The sequence below is a fragment of the Pseudobdellovibrionaceae bacterium genome (genome assembly GCA_023898385.1).
GTDB lineage: Bacteria > Bdellovibrionota > Bdellovibrionia > Bdellovibrionales > UBA1609.
This window is the reverse complement of sequence record CP060220.1, coordinates 1203685-1217117: the sequence shown is the minus strand read 5'-3', so window position 1 is coordinate 1217117 and position 13433 is coordinate 1203685. Positions and strand designations below refer to the sequence as shown.

The following is a 13433-nucleotide window of genomic DNA, read 5'->3' as shown; positions in this document are numbered from 1 at the left end:
GATATTTAATGAGTTTAACGACAACATCTGTCAGCAAATGTTTAGATAAAAAAACAAAGATTTTCGGATTTGAAATGGGCGATATACTTTTAGTTTTTATTCTTCTTGCCGTCTTGAATTTATTTTTTGGAAAAACAGATCAGAAATTACTCTTGGTTTGGCTTCCACCAACACTACTTGCACTACTTTTAAGATACGGGAAAAAAGGTAAACCCGAAAATTTTATTGTCCACTGGTTAAGATTTCAGTTCGCACCAGGCATCTATTCTGCCTTTGAAGAGCCAAAGACGAACCCCTTTCCGCCCAAATTGTCGCAGGAGGTTTTATGAGTATGGCACTAGCCGATAAACTACAAGTTTGGGGCATGGAAGATGACTTTATCATTTTTAAGGATGGAAGTCTGGGATTCTGTCTTGAACTGATACCTTTAGATGTGAGTTGTTTTGATGAGGGAGGACTTAACGATATTCATGAAAGAGTAACGGGGCTTTTAAATGCACTCCCATCAGGGATAAATCTACAGTTCATTCAGTGTATTGAGTCCGGGAATGATAGAGTGATTCTAGAAAACAAAAACCTCGCATTAAAATGTGAAGATAAAAATATTCGCAATTTAGCTTTAAGAAGAAGTGAAAATCTAGAGGTTCTTGATTCTAAGGGGCAACTTCCCGTTCATAGACTTAAAGTTATAGTGCGAAAAAAACTATCATCCAATTTAATTTCAAAAACAGGTTTGTTTTCAAAAACAAATGAATTTCCAAATTTAACTGAAAACAACTTGCAAATTGAAATTAAAAAATGTGTTCGAATTAAAGATGATTTAATGGCTTCGTTTTTAAACCTAGGCTTTCAGGTAGAAAGTTTTAAATCAAAAGAAGTAGTTAGGTATCTTTATGATGAATGGAACCCCCTAAGAAAAGTTGAATTTGAATCTTATGACCCATCTGACATTAGAAACTCAATATTATTTACAGATGTAGTTGTAGCCGTAGATCATTTCTCTTTGGGTAAAATGCATTATAAGGTTTTGTCTTTAAAAACTTTGCCTGGTCAAACTTTCTCAACCATGTCCAGTTGTTTAAGATCATTGCCTTTTGATTCAAAGCTGTACGTTTCAATTCAAGTGCCAGATCAGCAAAAGGAAATAGAAAGTCTCCAAACTCAAAGGCGGCTTGCCTTTTCTATGGTTTATGGAAAACAAAGTGGCGTTTCAGACATTGAAAGTGAGGCAAAGCTTGAAGATTTAGAAGGGTTAGTTTCTGAACTGATTTCTCAAGGTGAAAAAATATTTCATTTCGGACTGAATGTGGTTCTGCGTTCAACTTCATTAGATGATCTGGAAGATCAAGTCGCTCAAACTCTTATGACCATTCGGGAGCTAAGTGGTGCTGAGGCCATGGAAGAAACCATTGCGGCCTTTGATATTTATTCAGAACTCGCATTTCCAAATGCCAATGTAAAGGAGCGCACAAAGAGGATTAAAAGCTCTAATCTTGCTGATTTATTGCCACTTTATGGACCTTGGACAGGCCACCAGGAGGCCAAGATTCTTTTAAGATCTCGGGTGGGAAGCTTAGTAAAGTTTAACCCCTTTTCTAGAGCTCTAACCAATGCCAATCAAATTGTTTCGGGAGGGTCAGGCTCAGGGAAAAGTTTCTTAACCAATCTATTGCTTATTCAAATGCTAAAAGAAGACCCACTTGTTTTTATTGTGGATATTGGTGGTTCTTATAAAAAAACCTGTGACAATTTATCAGGGCAATACATTCCTTTAGGTGTAGATTCAGACTTGGCGATTAATCCTTTTGATCTTTTGCCGGGAGAGGTGACGCCTTCTAGTGAAAAAGTTAAGTTCCTATTAGCTCTTATTGAGAGCATGACCAAGGAAGAAACTGACAACAATTTAAAAAAGCTTGAGAGATCAGAGTTAGAAGAGACAATTTTAGATGTTTACGAAAACTTTGAACAGCCAAAACTCTCACATTTAAGAGATCTATTACTCAAACATAACAACAAAGAAATTGTCAGATTAGGAAAAATCTTATCCACATGGTGTGGAAACACTCCCTATGGAAGATTGCTAGATCGTCCAACCAATGTCGATTTCAACCGTTCAATTGTATGTTTTGATCTTAAAGGGCTTGAAGCCTATCCAGATCTTCAAAAGTCTTGTTTGCTCATCATATCAGATATGGTTCTTAGAAGCTCTCAAAAAGAGAGATCGAGAATGAAGTTTTTGGTTTTTGATGAATGTTGGGCCTTACTTGAGGGTGAAGGTGCGAGCTTTATTGGCTCTATTTTTAGAACTTGTCGTAAATATTTTATGAGCTGTATTGCCATATCACAAAATATTGATGACTTTGCCAAAAGCTCTGTTTCTTCCGCCATTATGACGAACTCCTCTATTAAGTGGATTTTAAGACAAAAAGGAGCTGACAAGGAAAGACTCCGAAGTGTTTTAGAGCTTAATGATGCTGAAGTTGGTCTAATCTCATCTCTACACCAAGAAAAAGGTGTTTATTCTGAAGCCTTTTTAATGTGTGAAGATCAAAAATCAGTAGTGGCCATTGAAAGTACACCTGAAGAGTATTGGCTTGCTACCACAGACCCTAAAGATCTAACACTCATGGAAAATAAAAAGCAAGAACTCGGCGAAATTGATCAAATGGATTTGATTTTTACTTTGGCAGAGAGCTATCCACAGGGGGCATCATCATGAAAGTAATAAAAAAGACAACAACATTCATCCTGGTTCTTTCACTTACAATAATCCCCTCTCCAAAGTCTGCCAAAGCTGATTTATTTGGTGGCGATGTTGTAGTACTTACCCAAATTTTGTCCAATGCCATTCAACAACTCATTCGCCTCAAAGAAATAGTGGGAACGGCAAGAAGTAATCTGGGTCTAATTCGAGATATTAATAGAGGGCTTACTGAAGTTCTTAATCTCGTCAGAACGGTGTATCCCGATACAGAGCTGGAAATTTACAAAGATTGGAACAACTACCAACAGGCCTTTAGGAAAGCAGAAGAGATTTATGGCCATGCCGTAAACTCGAAAGATGCGATGGCACAAGGTCATTTAGATCGGAGTATTGTGGAGGCGATCATCATGTATAACAAGCTTGCTAAACACTCCAAGCATATTGACCGTATTGGCGAAAGCATCAAATCACAAAGTTTAAGGGCCTCCCCCAAGGGAGCTGCAAGACTGACCGCCCAAGGTGTTGGAGTTGGGCTTCATGTTCAAAACCAAAACTTAAGAACTCAATCGGCGATATTAAAGCTGCAAGCGCAAAATAGTGCTTTAAAAAATAAAAAAGACAAGGAGGAAACTCGTTTTTTCCTAGACTCTGCAAAAAAGCTTAAAGCCAATATGAAGCAATATAAACCCCAATACAAAACACCGAGGTTTTAAGATGCAAGATTTTAGTTGGTTATCCACAGAGGCAAAGTCCATTCATTTAATTTTTCAAAATATGTTTTACGCCACAGTGAGCTTGTTAATTTGTATAGGAGTTTTTTTAGAGTTTTTTAAAAGCTCAATTGGAGGTTTTCCGTCAGTGGGTCCACTTATTGGACGCTCATTTATTGCAGCAATAATGTTGGCCTCCTTTCCTGAGTTTTTAAATATAGTGGGAGATGTTACAGACTCTTTGAGCGGGCAAATTGGCCAGCTTAATGAATTTAAATTCGTTTTAGAAAAAATGGGAGATCGACTAGATACTCTTACATGGTCTTGGACTTCAGTAAAACAAATGTCCATAGTTGTAATTTCATTTTTAGCATTTTTCGTACTCTATATCTCAGTTTATGTCTCTGAAGCCATTTATTTTTACTCCTGGACCCTCCTTTATATTTTCTCCCCCCTTTGCTTTGCTCTTTTTGTTCTTCCCCAAACAGAAAGGGCCGCAAAGGGGGTTTACACCTCGATTCTAAAGGTGGCCTCATGGAAAATCATTTGGAGTGTTCTTGCCACCCTTCTATGGAGTGCAGCTTTAATGGATTTGGAAAAGCTCGGTCAAAATGTGGATTTCCTCACGATTATCTTGTTTAACCTTATGTTAGCAGGTTCATTACTTTTTACTCCCATTATTTCCAATATGCTCTTTAGCGGCGGTTTTGCCAATGCCGCCTCCAAAGTCGGCGGAGCTGCAACAGGTGCTGTCATGTTAGGAGCTTCAAAGATAGCGGCATCTGCTCCTGTGAAAAAACTGAATCAAAGTGCACGAGCTACACCTGGACAGGCTCTGCAAAGACTTAACAGCATAAGAAGAACACGAGCTGATAATCAGGCCATTCGAGAAAATCCAGGCTTAACGAAAACGCCCGAAAAACTACCAAGCTATGTGGCTGAACAAAACAAAGTAAATAAGCAATACGCTAAGATGGACAAGAGCGCAATACGGCGATCACCCTATCTTAAGTATATGCCTAATAAACTACCCAGCACTATAGCTAAACGAAAGAACAATAAAAAAGGATAAAATTATGAAGTTTACCCAAGCATGGGCCCAAGTGGCCAAACAAAATGTTAATTTGAAAGTCGCCTTGTTAACACTAGCGGTCTGTACACTCTTTTTAGGCTTTTCTTTGGTGAAACTTTCTCTTGCTGAACCACTTGTAATTGAGCGTGGCTGTTACTCCAAATCACTTGATTTAGCTTCTGCCAAAGCCACAAGACAGGAAATGATCACCTTTGTTGAACTGGCCTTAAGACAAAGGCTGAATTCAAATACAATGCCCATAGAAGGTTTTCTTACACCTGAAGAGTTAAAAAGTAGGGAGTCTGAGCAAAGACTATTGTCAGAAAAAGATATTACGCAAACTGTTGTCGTTCAAAACACAAGTTTCAATGACAATAAAATTGTTGTTGATTTAGACAGACTGTACTCAGTAAAAAATGTTCGCTCTGCATTTCCAACAAAGCTCTTAATCAAACTTGAGTCAAAACCACGCACAGAAACTAATCCTTATGGGCTTATTTTAACAAAAATAGAAGAAATCAAACCTAAAAAGAAAGGAGACAAATAGTGAAGACACTACTGATCTTAATGTTTTTTAGTTTGGGATTTGCAAGTCCTTCTTTTGGAAAAGCACGATACATTACTTGTCCCCAGAAATATCCAAAAACCATTCGAGTTCCTTTCAACAATGTGATGATCATGCAATTTCCCGAGAAACCAAAACACTCGTTGCCTGGGAAAAATGACTTTGATTTTCAATACATTGATAAGGACATCGGTATAAAGGCCCTGAAATCAAATGGATGGGCCAATTTCTTTGTCTATCTTGGAAAAAAGCGTTGTGCCTTTAAGCTCATCACTACAACCTCCCATTCCGACGATATTGTGGTCGTTCTCTATCCAAAAGAAAAAACAGTTGAGGCCAAATATGTCGAATAATGAAAGTGAAGTTAAAGTCACTAAAGACAATGGATATAAAACCCAATGGGCCAAAGGCATCTTCTATCGGCAAGAGGGAAATAAGCTGGTTTTTAAAAGCGAATACACTAAGTACGGTATCGCCACGCTTTTTATACTAACTACCCTTGTTTTACTTTTTCAAGAAGACCCCACAGTTGTTCCTAAAAAAAGTAATACTATTAAACCGCCAAGTGAGATTAATGCCTCTGTCACTATCGAACTGGAGTCTTACAGTGAAATTAAAAAGAAAGCAAAAACAACTAACAAAAAGAAAAAAATGAAAATTGAAAAGCTTTCGATTGTTTCAAGAGATGAAAAGCTTAAAATCCCTTTAGGAGCACAAGCAAGAGCTAAATTGATTACAGGCGGAACAAATGGACCTGTAAAGGCCAAACTTATTGAAGACCTCAGCTTTAACGGTGAAGTTTATCTCCCTGAAGGAAGTATCATTTGGGGCAAAGGAGCTTCCACTGATGAAAGACTTATTGTTATTTTTAGCAAAGCTGTATTAAGTGATGGTGTAAGTAAAGATATTCTTGCCAATGCCTATGATCAAGATGATGAAATTTTAGGCTTAAAAGGCTCCATTATTGGTAGAACCTCTAAAAAACTTTTAGCAGGTGCTGGCCTTGGTGTCGCTGGAGCACTTCAGACCATGCAAAGCAATCAAAATATTGGTGGCGTAGCGGTCAAAAAGCCCTCATTGGAGAATGCCTTGATGAATGGAGCCTCTACGGCTGCACTTGGTATGGCCGAACAAGAACTAGAAGAACTTAAAAACAAACAGACAATCATTGAAGTTAAAAAAGGTACTGAAATCATTGTTGTATTTAGCAAAGGATAATAAATGACAAAATCCAAAACACAAAATAATTTTCAAAATATTGATTTTCACAGGCTGTGGAAGGCAATTAGTTTCATATTTCTTCAGCCATTGTTAGAAACAGTAGATGGAATTAAGTCTAAAAGAACCCCCATATTTCACTGCTTACTTGCAAGCTTAGTCTTACAAATGGGCCTAATCTTTCGATTAGATCTTTTCATATATCAAAGACTTGATTTAGAAGCTCTATACCCAAGTGAAGGCTCAGCGCTTATTTATCGTATGATTATAACTTTTTTTCCTTTATGGGCATGGGGTACCTACCAAGTGGTTTTAAAATTTAGGCTTATCAAACAACTCACGGAGATTTTCACCAACTCGGGGCTTAAAAGCCTTACAGGAAAGCTCCCGAGTTTTATTTTTGATAGGCCGATTGATAAATTTACAAGGCGAATGCGTCTTTCAAAAGCCGGACAAAGTCTACAAAAGTTTGAGGGTTCAAAAAGTGATCTTGAAAGTGGATTACAAGTTTTTATCGACGAGATTACTGAAAACAGAAAAAATGGCACCATTGATATTATTTACTCACACTCTCAGTTAGAAGAGCTATTTAATCTTAAAGACTTTGATCAAATTCATTCGGATTCTTTTTTGGTGGGTAAAGGCAGGTCAAAACAATTATTTGCCAAACTGGAGGATACACCTCACCTTCTTATTGCTGGTCAAACCGGCATGGGGAAATCAACCTTTTTACGTCAATTGATCACATCCTTATATTTGAAGAACAAGAATTACTCACTTGATTTGATAGATCTTAAAGGTGGACTTGAGTTTCAAATTTTTGAAAACCTCCCTAGAGTGAAAGTAAAATGCAATGTGAAATCTTCCTTGGGTGTTTTAAAAAATCTTGCTGAAAAAACTATTGAGGAAAGAATGGAGTTATTAAAACTCAATGGTTGTAAAGACATCGCTGCCTTCAAAAAACTTGATAAAAATGACATCCAATATCCATCAGATCGCTATCTCTCAGTCAATTTTGACCGTCATGTAATTGTCGTGGATGAAGCTTTTGATTTATTTATGGTTGGTGCTCATGCGACTCAAGAAGATGTCAAAAAAGCAAGAAGACATTCCTCAAAAATTGCGGCACAAGGGAGAGCTGTTGGTGTGCATATTATTATTGCCACCCAACGTCCTGACCGTTTTGCCTTAGATCCGCAGACGAAGTCCAACCTCACTGGAAAAGTTTGTTTTCGCCTGCCTAACAATGCCTCAAGCATGACAGTTATGGATAGCAAAAGAGCTGCTGAACTTCCAAATATTAAAGGACGTGCCATTTGGCAGAATAGTTCGGATCAATTTGAAATTCAAACTCCCTTCTTTAGCGAAGATCAAGCTGTTCAATTGCTTTCTCAGCACTACAAAAAGGTAAAAGGGAAATCAACTCAAACTCAGCGCACTCAAGACATTAACACTGACAGCGAACACGGGCTTTAAGATTTAGGGAGATACAAATGAAAGGACGATTGATTTTAAATGACCATCGAGACATCCCCATGCTCATCCACCTATGGAAGTGGAAGGTGGCCTCTACTGCCAGCCTGTACTATAAATATTTTCATAACGTAAAGTCAGAAGTCGCTTACAATCGCCTGAATAGGCTTAGAAAACACGGCTTTTTACAGGTAAGAACAGACATACATGGCAAGAACCCGGTTTGGATGTTGGATAAAAAAGGTTTTATAGCCATTATTGACTTTCTTCCAGAGCTTAAAGAGTCGGGGTATAGGTCAGAAAATATAAGACACGACCTTTGGTGTTCAGCCATTCACCTTGGAGAATTTTTAATTGAACAACCTAAAAACGTTCAAATCATTACAGAGCAGCAGCTAAGACGCTATCATATTGAAGATCTACCGGCATGGGTCCCCAATCCTGAAGCTCATAGACCTGATGGCTACATGAGAATGACCAATGGAGAACATAAAACCACTATTGCCATTGAATTAGAAAAAAGTCGTAAAACAACTGCTCAATTAGAAAAGCTTGTAGACTTTTACTCTGAGTTCAAGCTTAACTTTTTAGTTTTATGGATACTTGAAGGTAAAGGGCTCCAAAGAAGGCTTTCTTCCACTATAGAAAAGGCCATTGATAAAAATAAAGTTCATAACATGGTCATGCTAAAGGATTATTTTAAACAAGGATGGCAAAGCAAGGTTGTCTATGGCCCTAATGCAGATACTACAATTGCTGATCTCATTTATAACAAAGCCGGTATCAACCATGTACAACCCCTGTATCAAGATACACACAAACTCATGCTAAATGATCGCTTACGTTACCGAAATGACAGAGAAACATTGGTATTAAACCAACATCTCAAAACTGCCACTGAATAAGGATTATTATGTATATTTCATCATTACCCAACAGAATCACTCAAAATGGAAGCTACCTTGCTCCCTATAGTTATTGGAACAACTCGTCTAAATCTAAACAGACAAATGGTTGTGGATCAAAAGGACTTATTGGTGACCTAGTTCCTGATTCCTTACTAGGAACAAATATTACCAAAGTTTGTAATATTCACGACTATATGTATTCACTAGGAGAAGTAAAAGAGTATCGAAAAATAGCTGATCAAATATTTTTAAAAAATATGTTCATTGCTATCAATGAAGATCGTGACAACTCTTTATTTAAACTCTTAAAAAAAGCAAAAGCTTACCTTTATTACTTGGGGGTAAGAATCTTTGGTGGAGAATTTTTCAATTCCACATCTAAATCAACAAATCAATTAACGGAGAAATCATGAAAAATTTAATTATACTACTAACCCTATTATCACTTCTTCCAGGGTGCGCCTCATTGAAGGATAGTTTGATCACTGGTGCAGCAGTTGGCGCTGCCAGTGGTGGGCTTATGGGAAACGCACATAGCAGAGGCCATGAACGTCACAAAAATACAAATAAAGGATTACTTATTGGTGCAGCTTTAGGAGCTGGCATTGGGTACTTAGCCTATAAAACTAACAAAAACAAAAAAGCCAAAGAACAAAAACAAAAGCTTTTAACAAGCTCTAAAGAAACTATTCCTCTTTTAACTCGCCCTAAAATTAAAAGAGTATGGGTTGAGGACAAAATTCAGGGCAAGAGATTTATTCGAGGCCATTGGGAGTATGTCATTGAAGAACAAAGTACATGGAGTCAGAAATGAGTGACGAGACGACAAGACCTAAAAAGAGAAGAGTTCAGGATAGCAGCCGATTAAGCTTATCAAGAAAAGCTCAACAAATGACTGAAAACTGGATGAGTCAAATCAAACAAGAATTTCATGGCATGGTTAATATTAAACGAAATGATCTTTTAAATTTTCTCTTGGAGGAGCTAGATGAAATTCTAGCTCCATCAATTTTAGATAAAATTAAAAAAGAAAAATTAACGGGAAAGCAAAAGGCAAAGTGGATTTATCAAAAGTTTTTAGAAGCAGAGAAGAACGGCTCTGAAATCAATTTTGATGAACTTGTAAAAACAGCTCAAAGTGGCTCTCGAAAAGTAAAAAAACAGCGTAAAACAAAAAGTAGCCGCCCTCAGAACAGTTTAAACAAGGCCCTTTGCGACGCCCCCATGGAGTCTAAAAAGTAAAGAATTACAAATAGTTAACTTATAATTTTTACTTGATTTAGAGGTTAAAATGATAGATATTAAACAACAGAGCGGTGAAGAAACTCATCACCGTAATGTGCTCTTTGACAAGTTAATATGGACGATAGAAGAAGTATGTCAGTTTACGACATACAAAAGAGGAACGATCTATAACTTAGTAAGTGAAGGATCAATCCCTTATAGAAAATGTGGAAGAAAGCTCTTTTTTGTTCCTAGTGAAATCCTTTATTGGATTAAAGGAGAACGAAAATGAGTATAAAAGGTTATAGAAAACTACAAGGCGTTTCTGGAATTTATAAGCATATTGCCACTGGTAACTTTATGGCCAGAAAAAAGATTGACGGTAAAGTTGTTCAAGAGACTTTTTCTTCACTTTTTGAAGCCAAAAAATGGAGAAAACGTTTTAATGGTGTAGCACTCGAAGAAGGAGTATCTGATTACTCAACTCTTAAACAAGTTTGGGAGACTATGCAAAAGGTTCATTTTCCTACATTGGCCACAAGCACTAAGGCCATTTGGAAGAGAAGATACGAACCTTGGCAATCCATTGAGCATTTGCCCATGGACCGCCTCACTCCATCCCGAATCACTTCATGGGTGAACAATTTAGTTGAACACTATAAATCTGATTTTTATCAAAGCTCAGGCAGAGGAAAAGCTGGACGTTGCAACCTCAACAATGAACTTAATCTTTTTGTCACTATTTTTAATTGGTACAAAGAAAGTGAACAGTTTGAAAAAGAAGCCGTTTTACTTACTTGTCCTATTAAAAGAAAACACAAAAAATTAGGATTTATAAAGCCCGTGCCTGATAAAAAAAAGCAGATCAATCTGGAAGATGCCTTTTTATTTTTTGAATACTTAAAACCTTTGTACCGAGATTTAGCGATGATGCAATTTTATACGGCAGGCAGAGTTGGAGAAATTGCGGGACTACAATGGTCAAATATTGATCTTAAAAATCGTCGTATGATCATCAAGCATACTTGTATCTGGGACATGACGAATAAAACCTATTTGGAGTTAAAACCTTTTCCTAAGAACAAAGAACCAAGAGTCTGTTATATTACAGACGAAATACTGGAAATCTTAATTCGTAGAAAAGCCTTTAAAATGCCCAAAAATGATTTTGTTTTTCATGTTGAAGGCTCCCCCATTAACTACTGTACTGTGCAAGTAAATTACCGAGAGGCCCAAAGAAAAAGTGGTGTTCCTTATAGCGGAACCCACATTCTTAGGCACGGTATGGCCAAGCTAGCACGTAAAGTGGGAGGTGGACTTGATGCTGTTATTGCAATGACAGGACATAAAGATATTAAGCTTGCTGATCATTATTCAAAATGTGATGAAGACGATCAAAAGGAAGTGGCCATTAAGGTGATGGAACATATTAGAAAGCAAAAAGGTGAGCATGACACAGCTAATGTTGTCTCGCTTCTTCGCTATAAAAATGGTACAGAGTCTTAAAAGGTGAGTATGGGTGAGTATTTGGAGTTTCACCCATATTAAAAGTTAATAATTACAATAAGTTAGAGGACAAATGCCCGAACTCCCCGAAGTAGAAACTGTACGAAGTGGACTAGAGCAGATTATTGGCCGGCAAGCGCATATTCAAAAAGTGGAGGTGCGGCGATTTGACCTGAGGTTCCCCGTGCCACCAAAGCTTGCGGGTTCACTTAAGGGCTTGCCAATCACAGCGATCAAGCGAAGGGCCAAATACCTCTTGTTTGAAACCCCGGATGGTGTATTTCTCAATCATTTGGGAATGACAGGAACCTGGCGTGAGGCTCCGGTGGGTGATGAGCGCCGCCACGATCATATTTATATTTATTTGCAAAGCGGACTTCGGTTGGCGTTTAATGATCCCAGGCGTTTTGGCTATGTGGATTGGCTGCCTCACAATAAGGTCGTATCAAGTCGATGGTTGGGGCATCTGGGTCCAGAGCCTTTAGATGCGAAGGCGTTTTCTGGGACCTACTTAAAAAACAAATCCATGGGGCGTACAGGGGCTGTGAAAAACTTCATAATGGATCAAGCTGTAGTTGTAGGCGTTGGAAACATATACGCTTCAGAAGCCTTATACAGGGCAGGAGTTCGCCCGGCCGTTGCCGCTGGCAAAGTTTCTAAGTCTCGTTACGATTCATTAGCAAAAGCCATCACTCATGTGCTTAAAAATGCTATAAAGTGTGGCGGCACAACCCTGCGCGATTTTCGACAAGCTGGCGGTAGCGAAGGGTACTTTCAAAACAAATTGGCCGTATATGGTCGGCAGGGTGAACCTTGCCAGCAGTGTAAAACCCCTATTCGAAAGACCACACAAAGTGGCCGGTCAAGTTATTGGTGTCCTCAGTGTCAAAGTTAGAATCAAAAACCTATTGGCCGTATATTTCTGCCGGTTATTTATGCCTTTTTGCTTTAGGTATGATGGACAATGCCAGGGGCCCCTTTTTCCCCGACCTCATTGAGGACCTACAGTTGTCTGACACGAAGGCTTCACTGTTTTTTGCCGTTCCTTCTCTGGTTTCTTTTCTCGGCAGCCACTTGACTCAGCATTTTATTTTTAAAATGGGCACGCTCTGGACGTTAAGAGGCGGACTATTGCTTTTAGCCGGAGGTTTTGCTGCAATCGGCATGGCATTTAATTTTGCGAGTTTCTTGTTGTTTTGTGCCGTCTTTGGTTTTGGTTTGGGCGTGGTTAATGTGGCCCAGAATGTTGCGATTCAAGAGGGTGCAAAGCCAGAACATCGCAGGCGACTGTTTTCAGGTCTTCATAGTATGTATGCGTTTTCATCTGTGATAGCACCCTTGGTGGTGGGCCCTATGGTGAAGTGGGGTATGGGGTGGCGTTTTAGTTTTTTTGTATTTGCTGGTGTGGGACTATTGGCTTTGGTCTACACGGTTCCGCTAAAGACTCTTCCTCACGCGCCATCGAAAAGTGCTGCGTCCACCGATGATCCAGATCAGCGGCGGCATTTTTTGTACGTGGCGCTTATGTTTTCCGCCTACATGGTGGGTGAGCTATTGATATCCTCAAGGCTTGTGTTGTTTGTGCGGCGGGTGCATGAGGTGTCAGCTGTGAACGCGCCCTTTTATTTGGCCGCTTTCTTTGCGTTTCTCCTTGCGGGGCGATTGCTGTTTACTTTTGTGCATTTTAGGCATTTGAGTAACACCAAGATTATGGCCGGTGGTTTTTTGATTTCAAGTGCATCCATGCTCGCGGGCCTCTTTTACTCGCCGTGGTTTTTGAGTTTAAGTGCCCTTGGTATGGCGCCCATCTTTGGCATTGCCATGGATTTTGTGTCAGAGATTTTCCACAAAAAAGCTGTGGCGGCTTTGGCCTACTGTATGTCATTGAGTGCTTTGTTTATTGTGGCCATGCATTTTGTGGCGGGAGTTCTTACAGAGAACTTCTCCTTAACCACGGCCCTTCTTTTGGGGCCGGCGGTCCATGTGATAGGTGCCCTGTTAGTTGTCGGGCACCCGTATTTTTTTAAAAAATAAAAATAAAAATTATTCAAAG

16 protein-coding genes are annotated in these 13433 nt (G+C 38.8%); all 16 read left to right on the top strand.

The window, feature by feature from the left end; genetic code table 11:
* The first annotated feature begins 8 nt into the window (after nt 1–8).
* The 16 genes from H6626_05275 (at nt 9) to H6626_05200 (ending at nt 13414) form a co-directional block, all read left to right on the top strand.
* Nucleotides 9–329: a hypothetical protein gene (locus tag H6626_05275; GenBank protein USN48504.1), complete on the top strand. Its 321-nt coding sequence runs from the start codon at nt 9–11 to the stop codon at nt 327–329.
* Nucleotides 326–2719, top strand: a complete 2394-nt coding sequence (locus tag H6626_05270) for an ATP-binding protein (GenBank protein USN48503.1) — start codon at nt 326–328, stop codon at nt 2717–2719. The genes H6626_05275 and H6626_05270 overlap by 4 nt, the downstream gene beginning before the upstream one ends.
* The gene (locus tag H6626_05265) at nt 2716–3417 is read left to right on the top strand and encodes a hypothetical protein (GenBank protein USN48502.1); all 702 of its coding nucleotides are present in this window, start codon (nt 2716–2718) and stop codon (nt 3415–3417) included. The genes H6626_05270 and H6626_05265 overlap by 4 nt, the downstream gene beginning before the upstream one ends.
* A gap of 145 nt (nt 3418–3562) precedes the next feature.
* On the top strand, nt 3563–4486 hold the full coding sequence (locus H6626_05260; GenBank protein ID USN48501.1) for a hypothetical protein: 924 nt from the start codon (nt 3563–3565) through the stop codon (nt 4484–4486).
* Between the two features lie 4 nt (nt 4487–4490).
* Nucleotides 4491–5033 carry a hypothetical protein gene (locus H6626_05255; protein USN48500.1) on the top strand — a complete coding sequence of 181 codons (543 nt, stop codon included), beginning with the start codon at nt 4491–4493 and terminating at the stop codon, nt 5031–5033.
* Nucleotides 5033–5404 carry a hypothetical protein gene (locus tag H6626_05250; protein ID USN48499.1) on the top strand — a complete coding sequence of 124 codons (372 nt, stop codon included), beginning with the start codon at nt 5033–5035 and terminating at the stop codon, nt 5402–5404. The genes H6626_05255 and H6626_05250 overlap by 1 nt, the downstream gene beginning before the upstream one ends.
* Nucleotides 5394–6269, top strand: a complete 876-nt coding sequence (locus H6626_05245) for a TrbI/VirB10 family protein (protein ID USN48498.1) — start codon at nt 5394–5396, stop codon at nt 6267–6269. The genes H6626_05250 and H6626_05245 overlap by 11 nt, the downstream gene beginning before the upstream one ends.
* Nucleotides 6270–6272: 3 nt before the next feature.
* Complete coding sequence (locus H6626_05240) at nt 6273–7745, top strand: DUF87 domain-containing protein (GenBank protein ID USN48497.1); 1473 nt, start codon at nt 6273–6275, stop codon at nt 7743–7745.
* Between the two features lie 17 nt (nt 7746–7762).
* On the top strand, nt 7763–8647 hold the full coding sequence (locus H6626_05235; GenBank protein ID USN48496.1) for a hypothetical protein: 885 nt from the start codon (nt 7763–7765) through the stop codon (nt 8645–8647).
* 8 nt (nt 8648–8655) lie between these two features.
* Nucleotides 8656–9063, top strand: coding sequence for a hypothetical protein (locus tag H6626_05230; protein ID USN48495.1), 408 nt, complete (start codon nt 8656–8658; stop codon nt 9061–9063).
* The gene (locus H6626_05225; GenBank protein ID USN48494.1) at nt 9060–9464 is read left to right on the top strand and encodes a hypothetical protein; all 405 of its coding nucleotides are present in this window, start codon (nt 9060–9062) and stop codon (nt 9462–9464) included. Before H6626_05230 ends, H6626_05225 begins: the two co-directional genes overlap by 4 nt.
* A complete protein-coding gene (locus tag H6626_05220) occupies nt 9461–9892 on the top strand; it encodes a hypothetical protein (protein ID USN48493.1) in 432 nt (143 codons plus the stop codon). The genes H6626_05225 and H6626_05220 overlap by 4 nt, the downstream gene beginning before the upstream one ends.
* A gap of 49 nt (nt 9893–9941) precedes the next feature.
* Nucleotides 9942–10166, top strand: coding sequence for a helix-turn-helix domain-containing protein (locus tag H6626_05215; protein USN48492.1), 225 nt, complete (start codon nt 9942–9944; stop codon nt 10164–10166).
* Nucleotides 10163–11380: a site-specific integrase gene (locus H6626_05210; GenBank protein ID USN48491.1), complete on the top strand. Its 1218-nt coding sequence runs from the start codon at nt 10163–10165 to the stop codon at nt 11378–11380. The genes H6626_05215 and H6626_05210 overlap by 4 nt, the downstream gene beginning before the upstream one ends.
* 73 nt (nt 11381–11453) lie before the next feature.
* Complete coding sequence (gene mutM / locus H6626_05205) at nt 11454–12275, top strand: bifunctional DNA-formamidopyrimidine glycosylase/DNA-(apurinic or apyrimidinic site) lyase (GenBank protein USN48490.1); 822 nt, start codon at nt 11454–11456, stop codon at nt 12273–12275.
* Nucleotides 12263–13414 carry an MFS transporter gene (locus H6626_05200; GenBank protein ID USN48489.1) on the top strand — a complete coding sequence of 384 codons (1152 nt, stop codon included), beginning with the start codon at nt 12263–12265 and terminating at the stop codon, nt 13412–13414. The genes mutM and H6626_05200 overlap by 13 nt, the downstream gene beginning before the upstream one ends.
* The last annotated feature ends 19 nt before the right edge of the window (nt 13415–13433 follow it).